Here is a 16,457-nt window from a genome sequence, read left to right as displayed (position 1 = left end):
CGCCAACGCGTTCGGCACACGATCGCGTTTGGATCTCATCATCATGATTCGATGGAGTGCGAAGGCTCCTTGTTGCAAATGACTAAGAGCGATTCGGTATCCTTAGACGTTTGCATCCTGCTGCTCGGCGTTGGATTTTCGACGATTGAGTTATTGGGCGTTTATCCCTTTGGATTTTATGCGCCGATTGTGCTGACGGTGGCCATCGCGGCGCGACGATCGACGCTTATTTTTGGGATCGCGATTTCGATCGCATTGGTGGCGATCGGATCGGCGCTAGTGATGCGGGGATTCGAGCCACGGCTCTCGGGGCCCTCGTATCTAGCGCTCGCATGCGTCGTGGTGCTGTTTCTGTTTCGCAGTTGGGATCTTGCTCGACCTGCGGAGATGCGGGACAACAAAGATGGATCACGCGATGTGAAAGATCGGGGGGCAAACGACCTCGAGCGTCCTTACCGAAATGTGGCTGTCAAAATCGGGTCGTCCAAGGCGGATCACGAGCGGATAGCGGCCGATCCGTCGACGAATGGCGAAGTAGCAAAAAATACAGTTCCCAAGCACCGCGTCGTTGACGACCCATCGCTAACCAAAGTGATTTCTAAGTCATTGTTAGAGCGAATCGTGATCGAGCGACTGAGGTGCAGCGAGCGTTTTTCGCGATCCCAGTTGACCTTGATCGAAGAAGAAATAGCCGCTGCGATGGCGCAAGATTCGCAAATGGATTGGTCGATCAACGGTCTGCCTCGCGGATCCGAGGTCGGCGAATACATCATCGACGGCTTGTTAAGCGAAGGAGGAGCGGGGCAGGTCTACCGAGCCACTCCTCTTAGCGGAGGCGACTTTGTGGCGGTCAAAGTGCTTCGCGATATCCATCTCAGCGAGCGGTTTCGTCGTGAGATGGAATTGGTCGGCAAGCTTGCCCATCCCAATATCGTGGTCGCATACGAAGTCGGCGAGCACGATGGGATGCTGTATATTGTGATGGAGCAGCTGGCCGGTCCCGATCTCAGCGTTTACGTTCGCTTAAACGGACCTTTAACATGGCAAGAATCGGTCGAGGTGATCCTGCAAGCAGCTCGGGCGCTTGAACATGCTCATCAGCGAGGCCTTGTTCATCGCGACGTGAAACCGGGGAATCTGGTACGCGACGGCGAGCAGCGGATCAAGGTGACCGACCTTGGGTTGGCGGTGTTGACTGCGGATCGCGATGTGAAAAAAGTCCAAGATTTCAAGACCGGAATCGAGATGGTCGCAGGTACGCTGGACTTCATGGCGCCCGAACAGGCGCGTTCGCTGTCGGCTGCCACCGCGTTATCGGATATCTATAGTCTCGGAGCGACGTGGTTTTATCTGTTGACCGGACGATCGCGAGTCCAGGGGGAATCGATGAACGAGAAGTTGACGAGCTTGTTGGTCGACAAAACGTTCGAGAGGCTGCCGACCGACGAATTGCCCGACGGGTTACTCGCCATTTTTGATCGAACGGTGGCATATCGACCTGAGGACCGGTACCAATCGATGTCCGAAGTGATTGCGGCACTCGAGTCGATGCGTCCGTCCGACGCCAATGCGGCTGCGAAACATGCGGTCAAAGTCTTGGTGGTCGAGGACAATCAAGACGATTTGTTTCTGACCGTGGAAATGCTGCGGCGGATGAACAAGTCGATTATCGTTTACAAGGCATTTACGCTTGAACATGCGATTCGAGAAAGTCGGTTGCACGAATCGCTCGACCTCGTGCTGTTGGATCTGCAGTTGCCCGATAGCAGTGGGGTGGAAACCGTCCGGGAATTCCGAGCGGCTGCTCCTGACATTCCGATTGTTGTTTTGACGGGGCAAGAGGATATTCAAGTGGGACGCGAATGCATCGAAGCGGGGGCGGATAACTTTGCTTCGAAAAATGACCTGAACGCGGCGTTCCTCGAGCGGTTGATCTTTATTACCCTCAGTCGCTGTGATCGTCACGAATTGCCGTAGTGAAAAGACGTGATTTAAATCGACGTGCTGCATCTGAATTGTCGAAATCGGCTCGATCCGCTATCGTTGCGATTAGCACCGCAACCGGACCGTCGTAGGAAACGCAGTGGGATTCGCAGAAGCGGCAACGTGCCGAGAGTAACCAAATTGTTGGGGCGTCAGCTCTCTGCCACCGATTCTAGTAGCGGTGCGGCGCGATAAAAAACGCCTGCGCGTCGCGGCCGCTAACTGCAATCTCTGCCGACTGCAGTGCCCGCGTTGATCGAGTGTCTCGCTAGTTGATCGATAGGAAATTGCAATGTTTGGAAAATGGGTTGAGATTGAGTTTGATTGTTTGCCACTTCGCACCGTAACGCGGATCGATGCGCCGCTGGACGCATCGCCGGTCTACGAACAATTTGTACTGCGAGTTAAAGACGCGTTGCAGCGGCACGGGGCCCACAACACTTACTACTTGCATCGTGGTATCTGCCGTTACCATTTGACCAACGATCCGCTGATTGGGATGCTCGAATTTTCCTTCGAGGGTACGGTGATGACCGGCGAGAAGGATGTGAAGACGAAAGCACTGGAGATCAGCACCGAACTGAAACGCGAAACCTGTGAATGGTTAACCGAGCCGATGGTCACCAGTTTCGCGGAAAGTGTCCAGCAGGCGTTGATGGTCGAGTTTGACCGCTATATCGCTGCGGGCGACCTGCAGAAAACCGAAGATCGGATCAAAGCGATTCAAGAACAAAATGAATCCGATGGCGGATTCATTGGGATGTACTTGTAGATTACGGGGACGTCAAATCAATTAATGTCGCCCCACCCCCCGGAGTGGATTTTGATGATCGGTTGATCCGCCACGCATAACCGAACATTCACATCGAAAAAATCACAACCCGACGCATCAGTTTTGAAGTTGCGCGGTTAGACGTTCTTCGGGCCAAAGGCCCGGCCATTTGCCAGCCGCTCTATATAAATCCGAGTAAACGGCCGGACCGTTGGCCCTACAATTCATTGGTTTTCTTGGTCCCAGCCCGTTGGGCTGGGCTAGGTAAACGTCCGGGGCTTTGCCCCTAAATACAATAGCGCAACTCCAAAACTGACGCGTCGGGTTAGGATTTGCCAGGAAAAACGACGATAGCGCAGTCTTTAAAAATCACGCGTCAGATTGGGATGGTACACGCGATTTGGCCACGTAAATCACGACGCAGCGACGTGCGAGACGGCGGCATAGCCGATCACATCGTTGTGTTTTCGGCAGTACTCGAGAATCGGCGAGTAAACGGACTTGTCGTCACTGCGGCCCGCAATCTCCAGTAACAGCGGCACGATGCGTTGTGACGGGACCGCGTCGGGAACCAGAGTGACGGCCGCCTCGATCGCTTCGGCTTGACGCCCCAATCGATCCAACAGTTCGACGTAGGTTTCGATTGCGGCGGTACCATGTACAGTTGGATCGACGCTCTTGGCTTTTCGCTCAAACACCTTTAATCCCGCTTCGACATTCTCACCAAGCAAGACTTGGTAATAGGCCGAGTAAGCGGGATAGAAATTAACAAACGGCTCTTCGCCGGGGTACTGGAATTGGTGGTCCAAACGGCGGCCATACTGTGCCAATTCCCAAGCCTTTCGCAATTGACTTGGCTCGGTCAGCACGGCTGCGATGCGAACGGTCGACGCAAGATGAGTTGTGTCTAGATGATAGCCGCCTTCGTTGAGGATCCACTTTCGTTTTTCGATCATCTCGAAAAGCGTCTCGGACTCATCCGCCGGAGCCTCGCGTCGGGCGATGTCGCCGCGTACCAACACCACCAATTCGTGATACAGATGGTCCAACAAGCATGCCGCGGCGGCACGTCGGTCGGACTTGCTTCGCTGCTGCAGTGCTTGTTCGAACAGCGTGATGCTGTTGCATGTTCCTTGATGATCAATGACCGCTTGATAGCCACGTGCGATGTCCACGCCCTCGTGCAGCAGGACTTGGATCATCGCATCGTAGTTTTCGTCCGTGACCGGAATATCAGACATCAATTTGCGAGCCAAATCCAGGTCGCCGGTGGGACGCAAATACATCCATCCCTCGGCCACCTTGCCGTCTTCGATCAACATCACGCCCGCTTCACGGCAGGCATCGAGTAGACCGGTTTCCAGCTGTCGCTCGACTTCTTCGGGGTTCGATTTTTCCGATTCACTGCTCAGCACAGGCAGGCCCAAACGGTGGCGAACCCGCATTTTGAGCGCTTCGAACAACTCCATCGGTTGTCGCTTTTCGCGAAAGTGGGCCACCATTTGCTCAATCATTTCGCCCGGGTTGGCGCGTTGTTCGTCGAGACGGCTAAAGATTTCAGAGGAGGTCATAAGGCTTGATAGGGCGGTGCGGAAGTCATGCGGCCGGAGGAGGGATAACAGGCGTTGGTCCCCGGATTCGTGCCGCATCTTAACGGATTCCTCGCCATTACGGCAGCCATTAAGGCTCGTTCACGAACACCGACGCAGCGAAAGCCGCCGCTGTAGGAAAATTCGCTGACCCGAGACCGCATTTGAGTGCCTTGGTTGTGACTCAAGTCCTGTTTTGACAACGGTTTACGATCATGCACTAGCCGCCGGCAAGAGGATGCTTCATATTGAACCTGCATTCATTTTGAATTTTGCGGGATCACCCCTTTAAGGCGAATTTGATGATACGAACCCACGACGACTCTGACCTTCCGTTGCCGGCCGATGTGATTGCCGAGCTCCGTGAAGCCAAGGAAACGCTCGAGCATCATGGGCTTGCAGACCGCTTGACCGAATTGGTGGGGACCCCGATCACCGCTTCGATCAAAATGCTGCCCAGCGTTGCGGAGGATGCGATTCACGGCGCGATCGACAAATCGCTCGCTGCGGCGATGGATGTGGCACTTCGCACGCTCGGCCATGACACCAAAGAAGGCAAACCGAAGCTGCTAACGCACAAGTTGTTAGCGGGAATTTCGGGGGCCGCAGGCGGGGCATTTGGGATGACCACCGTCGCGATCGAGTTGCCGGTTTCGACCGTCTTGATCTTGCGGAGCATCGCGGACATCGCTCGCAGCCAAGGCGAAGACTTGACCGACGTGCGCACTCGCTTGGCCTGTTTGGAAGTGTTTGCCATCGATGGCGGCGCGTCGGACGTCGATGATAAAACCGAAGTCGGCTACTTTGCGGTGCGCGCGGCGATGTCGAAACAAGTGGCCGATGCATCCAAATACGTGTTGAAGTTCGGCGTTTCGGATACCGCAGCTCCACCGTTGGTGAAATTGATGGGGATGATCGCCAAGCGTTTTGGCGTCGTCGTCAGCGAAAAGATCGCGGCACAAGCGATCCCTGTCATCGGAGCAGTTGGCGGCGCGCTGATCAACAGCTATTTCATCGACCACTATCAAGACCTCGCCCGTGCCCACTTTACCATTCGTCGACTCGAACGGGACTATGGCGAGTCCGTGATCCAGGCGGCTTATCTAAGCTTGTAAGATCTCCGATCTCGGTTGCATCTGCGACTTCGCGTCAGCGCTATTCGTCTTCGGGATCGCCGACGTCGACCTTGGACCAATCGACATGCCCCTGGTCTTCTTCGATTTCCGCGAGTGCTTTCCGAGCCTGCGGAAGGTCTTCGTGGCGAACAAGGACATCGATATGCCCCGGAGTCTCGGTGCGAAAGCCTGCGGTAAAGCCGCCGGTCGCGGTGGCTTTGATGTCGCGTGCTTGCAGCGCGGCAATGATCACAGCCGCTTCCACGTCATCCGCCACACTAACCAGCACTTCAGGATTTTGATGATCAGTCATCGAAGCAACTCCAAGGAGAGGGGGGGATCCGAAGGTTCGCAAAGTGGCCCCTTCGCCCGGAACACGACTCTGCCAAGCCACCCTTAAATTGTATCAGAGCGCAAGTGGCGCTGCCAAAGAACCGCAAGTGTGATGTCTTCGCAACCTGAAAATAGCGGTAACGCCGTGAAGCATTTCGTTGGGAAATTCGGCAAGAGCTTTGGGGTGACTCGTCAATCGAACGAAAGTCTTGACGACTTCCGCTACGGCTACACAATAAAAAAAAACTGTAGGAAAAAGTGCTTCACCACGTCGCGAATAACCGGGGGACTGGAACTCGGACAGTGCCACGTTAGAATGCCGGCATGGAAGTCATCACATTGCAATCGGGAAGCAACGGAAATTGCGTCTACGTCGAAGCGGACGGGGTCCAATTGCTATTTGATGCGGGAATTAGCGGGACGCAGGCTGAAAAACGACTCGCTGCACATGGCAAAGACATCCGCGACATCGACGCGTTGATCATCTCGCACGAACACAGCGATCACGTGCGTTGCATGGGGGTGTTTCAGCGAAAATTTGGTCTGCCGATTCATGTCTCGAAACCGACGATGCAGGCGACGCAAAAGAAAGCAAAGATCGGCCGCGTCGACGATTTGCATCATTTTGACTCGGGCAGCACGCTTGCCTTCGGCAGCGTTCGCGTCGAAACGCTGTGCACGCCGCATGACGCTTGCGACAGTGTTGCCTTTGTCGTCGATGATGGCTCGAGCCGCTTGGGAATCTTGACCGATATCGGTCATGTCGATTGTGATTTGGATGACGTCGTGGGGACGTTGGACGCGGTGATCCTGGAAAGCAATTATGATCCCGCCATGCTGCACAATGGCCCCTACCCCGAGCAACTAAAGAATCGCATTCGCGGTTCCCGTGGCCATTTGTCCAACGAAGAATGTGCCGACCTGTTGAACCGCAAAGCAAGTTCGCGTTTGCAATGGGCATGTCTCGGTCACTTGTCCGAGCATAACAACCGTCCTGATTTGGTGTTGCAAACGCATCGCAAAATGATCACGCGTGACTTGCGATTGCATGTCGCGGATCGGTATGACGCGGGTGCCGTCATGAGTATCGCAGTGACTCGGACTCAACAGACGTTTTGGGAAACCTCTACAAATCCGCTGAAGCCGCGATAACGATTTTTTTTCGCGATCTCACCGTAGTGGATCTTGCTAAAGATCCCAGTGTGGCGGGGTCTTTGGCAAGATCCGCTGCGGTTGTCCTTGGTCGCTCGTTTCGGGCGGTTGACGGCCGGCTTATTGCAACAGATTGCCGCAGCGATAGCAGTACTTGGCTTCTTTTAAATGGCTGGTGACTTCGCATACCGAACAGGGGTGTTGTTCGCGATTCTGGCTTTCGTCCGTCCTCAGTCCCACCAATTCCGCGCTGACGAAACCACTCGGTACAATAATCAAACTGTAGCCAAGCAAAATCAGTACCGCAGAAATGATTTTGCCAATCGATGTTTTGGGAACGATGTCTCCGTAACCCACCGTGGTCATCGTCACAATTGCCCAGTACATCGATTGAGGAATCGAGGTGAAGTGGCTGTCGGGATTCACGTGCGTCACTTCGTCCACGTTGAACAGCAGTGTTTCCACATGATACATCAGTGCACCGCTGATCGTGACCGCGACCAACACGACGGCGAGAAAGACAATGATCTTGTTGCGAGCACTCCAGATTGCATACGAGAGCTCGTCAGCTTCGTTCATCATCCGCCACAGTTTCAGAACGCGAAAGACGCGAAGCAGCCGGATGCTGCGGAGCGTGAGCAGCGATCGTGACGAGCTGCCGACAAAGAAAGTCAAGTAGCTGGGCACCACACTCAAGAGGTCGATGATGCCCCAGAAACTAAAGGCATAGCGAAGCGGATGTCTTGAACAAAGGAGTCGCAGGATGTATTCGATCGTAAACAGAATGGTCAGAAACCATTCCGCTGTGGTGAATGCATCCAGCAAACGTGCATAACCCGGTTCACGAAAATCGGGAACCGTTTCGAGTGCGACAAAAAGAATGCTGGCGAGAATCGCAACTAATAACCCGATGTCGAACCATCGTCCGGCTGGCGTGTCGGCTTCAAAAATGATGTCGTACATCGTTTGCCGCCACGGCGGCGAATCGGGCCGCTGGGTTTGACGGCGGCGTAGCGTTTTCAGCTGTGCGCGTTTCGCAGGTTTGGTGGTCATGGGGTCGGAGGGAGAGGTCGCCATGACTTCGTTTGATGGGGTTAAGAGAAGGAGATCGAATCTGTGCCCGTCCAGATGGGAGCTCAATCGTAGCCTAGGAATCCGCCGAACGCACGACGCGGATTACCTAGGCTACGAATACAATCTCAAAAAATTAAACTAACTCTTGTTTTCCCGGAACCGCAAATCCACGAGCAGCACCAGGACCCTTGATATCCAGATCACGAGGAACGAGATCGAGTTTCGATTCGTTGGCGACAAAGTCCCACGTTACCGCTTGCCCGGTATAAGCCGCCATGCGGCCGAGCACGGCAGTCAACGAGCTGGCGGCAGTCTCGGCAAACTCGACGATCGGTTTGCCCTGGCGAATCGAATCGATCAGATCTTTGTGTTCCTGCTTGTACGCGGCACCGATGTCGCCGGACATTTCCCAAGTTGTCTTGCCATCGCGGGTTTGGATCGAAGCCCCGCTGTTGCCACCGAGGATGGTGCAAGTTCCCTTGGTGCCGTAGATCACGTTGCTGTTGTCCGATTTGGTGTCTGGGATTTGCCGACACATGAACGACACGACGCGGTTGCCTGGGTAAACGTAGTCGACCGCGACGTTGTCCCACATTTCGCTATCGTCTGGCCGCGTAAAGCGTCCGCCACCGCCATACGCGGATTCCGGCGGCCCGCCCATGATCCAATTGATCGTGTCGATGTTGTGGACCGCTTGCTCGGCGATTTGATCGCCCGAGAGCCAAACGAAATGCATCCAGTTGTAGAGTTGGTACTCAGCGTCGCTCATCCCTTTTTTGCGTTGGCGATACCAAATGCCGTTGGAACAATAGCGTGCGGTACCGCTGATGATGTCACCAATCTCGCCTTCGTGGATCCGCTTGATCGCTTCGACGTAATTGGTTTGCCGGCGGTACTGGGTTCCCGTCACGATGGCGGTCTGATTGGCTCGCGCCTTTTTATCGGCCTCCAGACATTGACGGTAACCTGCTGGATCCACGCACGTCGGCTTTTCAGCAAAGACATGTTTACCCGCATCGACCGCGTCAAGCACATACGGAGCACGGAAGCCTGGCGGGGTCGCGAACAACACGACATCGACATCTTTGTTGTCGAGGACTCGTTTGTAGGCGTCCAAGCCGTGGTGCATCTCGCTCGGTTTTACGTCAAACTTGTCGGCATAACGTGACGCAAGTGACTTGCAGATGTTTTCGCACTTCTGTGGGACCAAATCGGCAACGGCAACCAATTTGACGTTGTCGTTGATCGACAACGAGTCGTTGATGGCTCCGCTGCCACGTCCACCCGCACCGACAAGTCCCAAACGAATCGGCTCGGGTTTGCTTTCCGCAGGCTCGCTGCCGCGAAGCACGCGTGGGGATGCAAAGGTCGTCGCCACGCCGGCTGAGATCACGCTGCCGTGCTGGATAAATTTGCGTCGCGAGGGGGGCGGGGTTTCAGCGGACGCATTGGGGGTGGGGGTGATCGGTTGGGTCATGCGAGTTTCTGGCCTCGGTGATTGAGAAAGGTGGGAAAGTCAAATCGATGAAAGGTGGGCTTAGGCGGCCGATGCGGTCCAACGCTCACAGCGAAGCTTGTCGGCCGGGCTTGTCGGCCGGGGATCGCAACGACGCATTGCCGCAGCAGACCATGAATTCCGCCTGTCCCCTAGAATTCTGTTTCCTAGGATACAGCAAACGTTATCGCGGTGGGGGATCCAGCGATGTATTCGGTATCATTGTCATCGTGGTTATAATCGTTTCGATGCGTCAACTTCCCGCGGACCTACCGAGCGGTTTGTCCGATCACCGCGCGATCCATGAGGTAAACCTCTGTAGAGGGACCGTTGTTTCTCGGCCGACCACAGGGAACCCATCCAGATGAACGTTTTTAAATCCGCAGCGTTGTTGGCGCGAACCGAATTGGCCAAGCCGGTGCGAGCAATCCGCAATCGCTTGCTTTCCCGTGAAGGCATCTCTCCGCTGTCGGTCTCGTTCTATCATCGTGTCGCCGACACGCACCCCAACGATTGGACCATCTCGCGACGAGAATTTTTGCGGCACGTTGATTACTGCCAAGGATCGTTCGATTTGATCGGCCTGGACGAACTGCAAAATCGCGTGGATGACTACTACTGTTCACGCCCCACGTTGACGTTCACGTTTGACGATGGTTACGCAGAAAACTGTGATTTCGCCCTGCCGCTATTAGCCGAACGCAATATTCCGTGTGTCTATTTTGTGGCCATTGGTCACGTTCAACAGCAACGTCCGTTTCCGCACGATGTCCAGGCTGGGGTGCCATTGCCGCCGAACACGCTGCAACAGCTTCGCGATATCTCGGACTCGGGAATCGAAATTGGATTGCACACCCGCAACCACGTTGATTTTTCGAAGGTCAGTGATCCTCGTGTCGTGCATCACGAAATCACGACCGCAAAAGACGAGCTCGAACAGTGGATCGGTCGTCCGGTTCGCTATTTTGCCGTGCCTTATGGGATGCCATCCCAGTTGACGTCGATGATGATCAACGCGGTTTATCGATGCGGCATGCGGGGGTTCTGTAGCGCCTTTGGCGCCTACAACACCGTCGGTCGTGACTCGTTCCACATTCGCCGTTTTCATGGCGATCCCTGTTTCTCGCGAATGAAGAATTGGCTCAGTTTCGATCCGCGGAAATTACGTCTCGAACCCAAAGTCGACTACAAGTTGCCGACTCGCAAACCGTCGGATCGCAAATCCGCCTCGATCGAATCATGTTCGACTCCACTCGGATCAGGCATGCCACAAATCACTATGCCCATGCCCGGCATGCACGCCGCGAGCTAAGTGTCGCGGTCGACGTCTTCGTTTTCTGCCAGTGAATTTCAAAAGAGATTCCGTGGCTGTGAAAAGTGAGTGATTGCGAATCGCAATTCGCTGCCTGTCTCACGTCGTGCTTCCAACAATCCAACCGCACTTCCCGCGAACCACCGCACCCCCGCGAAACTATGCTCAATCGGATTCAACAGATTTATCGACCCGTGCCACCCCGTCACAAAGAGGGACCGCTTCGCTGTCTGTTTGTGATCACCAGCATGCCGGTGGGAGGAGCCGAGACATTGTTGGTCAATTTGATGCGACGGATGGATCCACAAGTCATGATTCCCGAAGTCGTCTGTTTGAAAGAGGCCGGACCGCTTGGCGAACAAATCGCCAGCGAATTCAAGGTGCACACCCATCTGTTGTCAAGCAAATACGACCTGCGTGTTCTGCCGCGATTGGTCCATTTGATGTACCGCCGCTGGATCGACGTTGTCGTCACCGTAGGAGCAGGCGACAAGATGTTCTGGGGGCGCGTCGCCGCAAAAATAGCGGGCGTGCCCGTGATCGCGTCGGCACTTCATTCGACCGGATGGCCCGATGGTGTCGGTCGTCTCAATCGCAGACTGACCTGCATCACGGATGCCTTTATCGCGGTTGCCGATTCGCATGGCGAATTTTTGACGTCGTTTGAAAGGTTTCCCGCGTCCAAAGTGAACGTGATCCGCAACGGAGTGGATTGCGATCGATTCCGAGGGTCGGCCACCGCACGGCAATCGCTCCGCAATCAACTCGGCATCCCAAGCGATGCACCCGTCGTCGGCTTGGTGGCGGCGCTTCGCAGTGAAAAAAATCACGCCATGTTCTTGAAAACCGCCGCGATGATCCGCGACCAAAATCGCGATTCACGGCTCGGCGATACGCATTGGGTACTCGTCGGGGATGGCCCCGAACGGGCGGCGATTGAAATGCTGCGGGACAAATTGAACCTTGGTTCGCAAGTTCACTTGCTGGGAACCCGCCACGATACGCCCGAATTGGTGGCTGGGATGGACGTTTTTGCCTTGACCTCGCTAAACGAAGCGTCACCGGTGTCGATTCTGGAATCGCTGGCGTGCGGGGTTCCCGTCGTCGCCACCGACGTGGGGTCCATTTCCGAATCGGTGATCGAGGGAGTCACGGGGCATTTGGTGCCTTCCGAAGATGTGTCAGCGATGGCCGCCGCGGTGTCACGCCTGCTGAACGATCCTGCGGCCGCTCGTCAAATGGGCGAAAATGGACGCGATCGCGTCGTCGCAACCGGTTCGCTCGATTCGATGGTGCGGGGCTACGAGTCACTCGCAACCCGGTTGTATGACTCGAAAGTCTTACCCCACTCAAAATCGTCCTCGAGGGGGGCTGGCGTTTTGACAAAAAATCAAACATCGAAAAGCATTTCGTGCTAAAAATTAGCGCCGGGGTATGTCCGTCCCCTTTTAGAGATGTGCATCCTCTTTTTTAACGCCGCGTCGCCTTTTTAAGCTACGTTTGGGTAGATCATCCAGGACAAGCATTCAGCGTCAGTGACGCGAGGTAATTTGAGAGGCATTTTTGACGATACGGCTGCGACGGAGGTCCGCTGTAAGAGTCGCCTCAAATTGACTTAAAGTGCCGATGTTATCCATTCAGCCTAGGTTGCCGCCGCGTGCATAACTGTTACGTCTTATTCCCATCAAATGCGTGTGGAATATGGAGAGTTTCCCTTGTCTGAATGAAAAACACCGTTAATCTGACAAAGATTGGCCCTATCGTCCAACAACAAAGAATCTTGCTGCTACCCCCTCTGAGAAGTGTGTCGCGTGCGATTCTTACCCTTCCCGCGGTTGCTTTCACAGGTAGAAGTAAATGTTCCTACACCTTCAACGAATTTCTCACAGGACGATCGTTTTGGCGGCGATCAGCAGCTGTGTTTTTGCGGTATCCGCGTTCCCATGTCGCACCGCGCAATCGCAAGATTGGTCGGAAAAAGTCTTTCCCGTCAAAGCTCATGACTTCGGTGCGGTCGCCGTCGCGGCGAAGACCGAATTTCGCTTCCCGGTACACAACCCTTATTCTCAACCGCTGCACATTCAATCGGTGCGAGCGAGTTGCGGATGTACCACGCCGATCATTGAAAACCAATACGTACAACCAGGGGAAACCGGAGCGATTTTGGCGCGTTTCAATACCGGAACGTTCCGCGGCAAGAAAGGGGCAACTTTGACGGTCGTGGTCGATCAACCGTTTTATGCTGAAACCCGTTTGGTTGTGGATGGATACATCCGCAGTGATATGGTGTTTCACCCCGGTGAAATCAGTTTTGGGCGGACAACGCAGGGCGAATCGTCTGCCAAAACAACAAAAATTCTGTATGCAGGGCGTAGCGATTGGCAGGTGACCGACGTGGTCAGCAACAAACCATGGTTGTTGCCGACGTTCAAGCAGATCAGCCGCGGCAGCGGCCGAGCGGACTATGAAATCACGGTGGTCATCCAAGAAGACGCTCCGCAAGGTTTCTTTCAAGACGAATTGACGGTCGTTACCAACGATCGCTCGATGCCGCGTGTTCCGCTGCGTGTCAGTGGTCAAGTCGAGAGTTTGCTCAGTATTTCACCGCAATCGATCGCACTGGGCAGTGTAAAACCCGGCCAGGCGATTTCAAAACGATTGGTGATTCGCAGCCAAGAACCGGTGTTGATTGATTCGATCGAGTGCGAGGGGTGGGACGTCAAATTTGATCGGCCAACCGCCGAGAGCACGACGTTCTTGTTGGACGTCACGTTCACCCCGACCGAGGCGGTTGGAAACGATCGAAAGCCGGTCGTGATTTCGACTTCGGGTGCCAAATCGGTGCAAGCAAAAGCATTGCTGACAGCGGATGTTCGCTCCGAATAACGAAACCACTGATCGCACTTTGCCCACCCATCCAACGCTTCTCGAGCTTTCGAGAAGCGTTTTTTTTAGCATGTTTCGCGGGGGCATTCGGCAATCGAACGAAAGTCTTGACGACTTCCGCTACGCCCAAAATGCACAATCCCTTTAGAGAAAATGCCGCCCAGCTTTCGCTCGATCCCGTCTGCTTTGCCACTGAGCATCGGTTATCTCTGCATCTGTATCTTTAAAAGCGGGCGTTAGCAAAGTCGCTGGCAAACTTTGCCGACTGGGCAGGCTTGTCTGCGTGAGGGGGATGGATGCGTCAGGGGGGTGGCAACCAATTTGCGTGTCCTGATGTCGTCACGACCGGTATTGGTGGTCGTAATCCGTTTTAGATGCATAGAGCGACCCACCCAAATGACGATCACTTTCAACACGGAAAAGTCGTCGATTCGAAGATTCACGGCAATACAGCTCGACACGGATCGTTGCAGCTGAATTGATGTTTCTTGGTCAACAGCCTGGTTTCGCAACGCGTGGCGTTCGAGCGAGGACTTTTGAATTCATTGTTTTGGGGTAACGGACCACACGCCGATCTTCGGTTCGCACAACGGATCACGAAGGCGATGCTGGTTAGCGAAATAGTCTGACAAATTGAGGTCAACGTTTTTCGTTGTACCAGCAAGTTGATTCGGTGAAAGATATAAAAAGGAGTTTATAGATGAGAACCAATTTTATGCGGTGCGTTGCGATTGCCCTGGGCATCAGCGTTTGTAGCGTCGCGACGGCACAAAATGCTACCACGGTGGGGCAATACAGTTCGCCTTCGAAGTGGAACAATTTCAATATCGTTCCACCTCAACAACCGGCCGTGCCACAACAAGCTGCGATGCCGCAGCAAGCTGCCCCTTCACAAGCTGCCCCGTCTCAAGCGATGGTCACGCCGCGACAGGCAGTGATGCCACAACAAAGCATGCAGCCGCAAGGTTACCTGCATACCGTTTCCACGGGCGGACCCGTGAACGCACCTCAGCAAAATAATGCCGAGATTCTGCCTGCACCCAAGGGTGTCCCCACCACCGCGGCGGCTAAGAAGCCAACGCCACCGCCGGTGCAACCGCAACCGCAGCCGCAACTAAATTCACCGGGCTACCAACCGCCGCAATCCTACCCAGCGCAGCCAAACGGTTCGGTACCATACTCGACGACCGGCGCTCAACCCGGATTCGGCTGCCCACCCGGGGCGCCTCAAGGGTACTCGCATGCAGGCGTACAGCAGCCGCCGACTCAGTGGACCGCTCCCCAACCGGCTGCGGAGACGCCGCTGGTAGATGGATCGTCACCCTACACAGGACCTCAGTCGTTTTTCAACAACGGTTTCACGACCCAAGGATTTGCAGGGCAGGGATTCGCAGGGCAAAACTGTGATACCGGCGCATGTGCCACCCCAGGTACTCGACCTAATCTGGCACCTTGGTACGGTGGTTTCAATCTGCTGTTCTGGCAAATGGAAACCAATCATTCTCGTCGTCTGATCGCTTTCGACACAGGTTATGCAACGCATACCACCACCGGTGCTGTCGATCCTGAATCGACATTGGGTTATGACTTGACGTTTGGTCGATATTTGGATTGCGGCCGGTATGGACTGAGTGCCACGTACATGAACTTCGATCCGAGTCAATCGGAAACGATCGTGACCGCGGGTTCCTATTACGCTCCAATGGCCTCTTGGAACAACATCTCGATCAACCCCAATGGTGCAGGCGTCGATACGGTTTACGACTTGTATGCTAACGCTGCGGCTTATCGAGTGCGACGTGACGTGCAGATGCAAGGCATCGAAGTCAATTTGACGAGCTTTGGTTTGATGGGAGCACAACGCGCCGCAGCGATGTGCAGCCAGGGTGCTTGTGGTGGCATCGGAGCCAACTTGGGACTTGGTCTTACTAACCCATGCAACGGTTACGGTGGAGCTACCGGGCCCTTGGTCCGTGCTTGCAGCGGTCGTGTTCGGGTTCAGACCAGTCACGGTTTCCGCTGGTTCCAATTCAAAGATGAGTTCGAGTTTGCTGCGAACATCGATGGATCGGGCGGCTACCAAGCAACGGACTTGTACTACAACGTCGATGTTGAAAATAACTTGTTCGGTTACCAATACGGTTCGATGTTGACCTATTGTCTAAACGATCGATGCAACCTTGGCATCGGTGGTAAATTCGGTATCTACGGCAACCGAGCGGAAATGTCGCAGCGTATCGGAACCGCTTCGGGTTACGCTTATGAAACAACGATGCCATCGGATTTCGTCAACACCACCTCGAGTGATACAGTCTTGGCAGGTCTTGGTGAAATCGACCTCGGACTCGGTTACCGCTTGAACAATGCTTGGACCGTTCGCGGTGGCTATCGCATGCTTGGTGCCGCTGGCGTGGCAACCTCGACCGATTCGCTCGACCAAGATTACAGCTCGGTCGCGACCACCGGTGGCGTTTACGCCAACGACTCGCTGCTGCTGCACGGTGCCTACGTCGGAATGAACTTCAACTGGTAGTTTTGACGCAGCCCAATCGAATGATGTCTATCCAAGACAGCTGACCGTGACGCTTGCTCGTCCGGTCGGAACGACTCACCCTGGCGGGGAAACCGGCCAGGGTGTTTTTTTTGTTTTAGAAGTCGTTGGTTTCATGTTCGATTTCGCCCCGGATAGATGATGATTGCGATAAAGATTAGGCTGATAGGCGTTGCGTACTCGTGGAAATCTTCT

12 protein-coding genes are annotated in these 16,457 nt (G+C 54.6%); 8 read left to right on the top strand and 4 right to left on the bottom strand.

Annotated features, from left to right (window positions below; all coding sequences use genetic code 11):
* The first annotated feature begins 78 nt into the window (after positions 1-78).
* Positions 79-1,977 (top strand): protein kinase domain-containing protein, encoded by a 1,899-nt coding sequence (locus ABD971_RS05655; protein ID WP_345320247.1) that lies wholly within the window; start codon positions 79-81, stop codon positions 1,975-1,977.
* Between the two features lie 298 nt (positions 1,978-2,275).
* The gene (locus ABD971_RS05650; protein WP_345320245.1) at positions 2,276-2,755 is read left to right on the top strand and encodes a hypothetical protein; all 480 of its coding nucleotides are present in this window, start codon (positions 2,276-2,278) and stop codon (positions 2,753-2,755) included.
* 413 nt (positions 2,756-3,168) lie between these two features.
* Here the strand turns inward: ABD971_RS05650 and ABD971_RS05645 are convergent, their stop codons facing one another.
* Positions 3,169-4,326, bottom strand: coding sequence for a hypothetical protein (locus tag ABD971_RS05645; RefSeq protein WP_345320243.1), 1,158 nt, complete (start codon positions 4,324-4,326; stop codon positions 3,169-3,171).
* Between the two features lie 320 nt (positions 4,327-4,646).
* Between ABD971_RS05645 and ABD971_RS05640 the strand changes: the two genes are divergently transcribed.
* Positions 4,647-5,459, top strand: a complete 813-nt coding sequence (locus ABD971_RS05640; protein ID WP_345320241.1) for an EcsC family protein — start codon at positions 4,647-4,649, stop codon at positions 5,457-5,459.
* 40 nt (positions 5,460-5,499) lie between these two features.
* Here ABD971_RS05640 and ABD971_RS05635 read toward each other — a convergent pair whose 3' ends face one another.
* On the bottom strand, positions 5,500-5,772 hold the full coding sequence (locus ABD971_RS05635; RefSeq protein WP_339943751.1) for a hypothetical protein: 273 nt from the start codon (positions 5,770-5,772) through the stop codon (positions 5,500-5,502).
* A 344-nt stretch (positions 5,773-6,116) separates the two neighbouring features.
* Here ABD971_RS05635 and ABD971_RS05630 point away from each other — a divergent pair, with 344 nt between their 5' ends.
* Complete coding sequence (locus ABD971_RS05630) at positions 6,117-6,944, top strand: MBL fold metallo-hydrolase (RefSeq protein WP_339943753.1); 828 nt, start codon at positions 6,117-6,119, stop codon at positions 6,942-6,944.
* Between the two features lie 120 nt (positions 6,945-7,064).
* Here ABD971_RS05630 and ABD971_RS05625 read toward each other — a convergent pair whose 3' ends face one another.
* On the bottom strand, positions 7,065-8,021 hold the full coding sequence (locus ABD971_RS05625; RefSeq protein WP_339943755.1) for an ion transporter: 957 nt from the start codon (positions 8,019-8,021) through the stop codon (positions 7,065-7,067).
* A 130-nt stretch (positions 8,022-8,151) separates the two neighbouring features.
* Positions 8,152-9,495 (bottom strand): Gfo/Idh/MocA family protein, encoded by a 1,344-nt coding sequence (locus ABD971_RS05620; RefSeq protein WP_339943757.1) that lies wholly within the window; start codon positions 9,493-9,495, stop codon positions 8,152-8,154.
* Positions 9,496-9,877: 382 nt separating this feature from the next.
* Between ABD971_RS05620 and ABD971_RS05615 the strand changes: the two genes are divergently transcribed.
* From ABD971_RS05615 to ABD971_RS05600, 4 genes are all read left to right on the top strand, one after another.
* Positions 9,878-10,825 carry a polysaccharide deacetylase family protein gene (locus tag ABD971_RS05615; RefSeq protein ID WP_339943759.1) on the top strand — a complete coding sequence of 316 codons (948 nt, stop codon included), beginning with the start codon at positions 9,878-9,880 and terminating at the stop codon, positions 10,823-10,825.
* A 230-nt stretch (positions 10,826-11,055) separates the two neighbouring features.
* Positions 11,056-12,243, top strand: coding sequence for a glycosyltransferase (locus ABD971_RS05610; protein ID WP_345320276.1), 1,188 nt, complete (start codon positions 11,056-11,058; stop codon positions 12,241-12,243).
* 439 nt (positions 12,244-12,682) lie between these two features.
* Positions 12,683-13,711: a DUF1573 domain-containing protein gene (locus tag ABD971_RS05605; protein WP_345320236.1), complete on the top strand. Its 1,029-nt coding sequence runs from the start codon at positions 12,683-12,685 to the stop codon at positions 13,709-13,711.
* Between the two features lie 700 nt (positions 13,712-14,411).
* Positions 14,412-16,244, top strand: a complete 1,833-nt coding sequence (locus ABD971_RS05600; RefSeq protein ID WP_339943763.1) for a BBP7 family outer membrane beta-barrel protein — start codon at positions 14,412-14,414, stop codon at positions 16,242-16,244.
* The last annotated feature ends 213 nt before the right edge of the window (positions 16,245-16,457 follow it).

Source organism: Novipirellula rosea, assembly GCF_039541335.1.
Taxonomy (GTDB): domain Bacteria; phylum Planctomycetota; class Planctomycetia; order Pirellulales; family Pirellulaceae; genus Novipirellula; species Novipirellula rosea.
The sequence above is the reverse complement of the archived record's forward strand: the minus strand, read 5'-3'. Positions and strand labels throughout refer to the sequence as shown.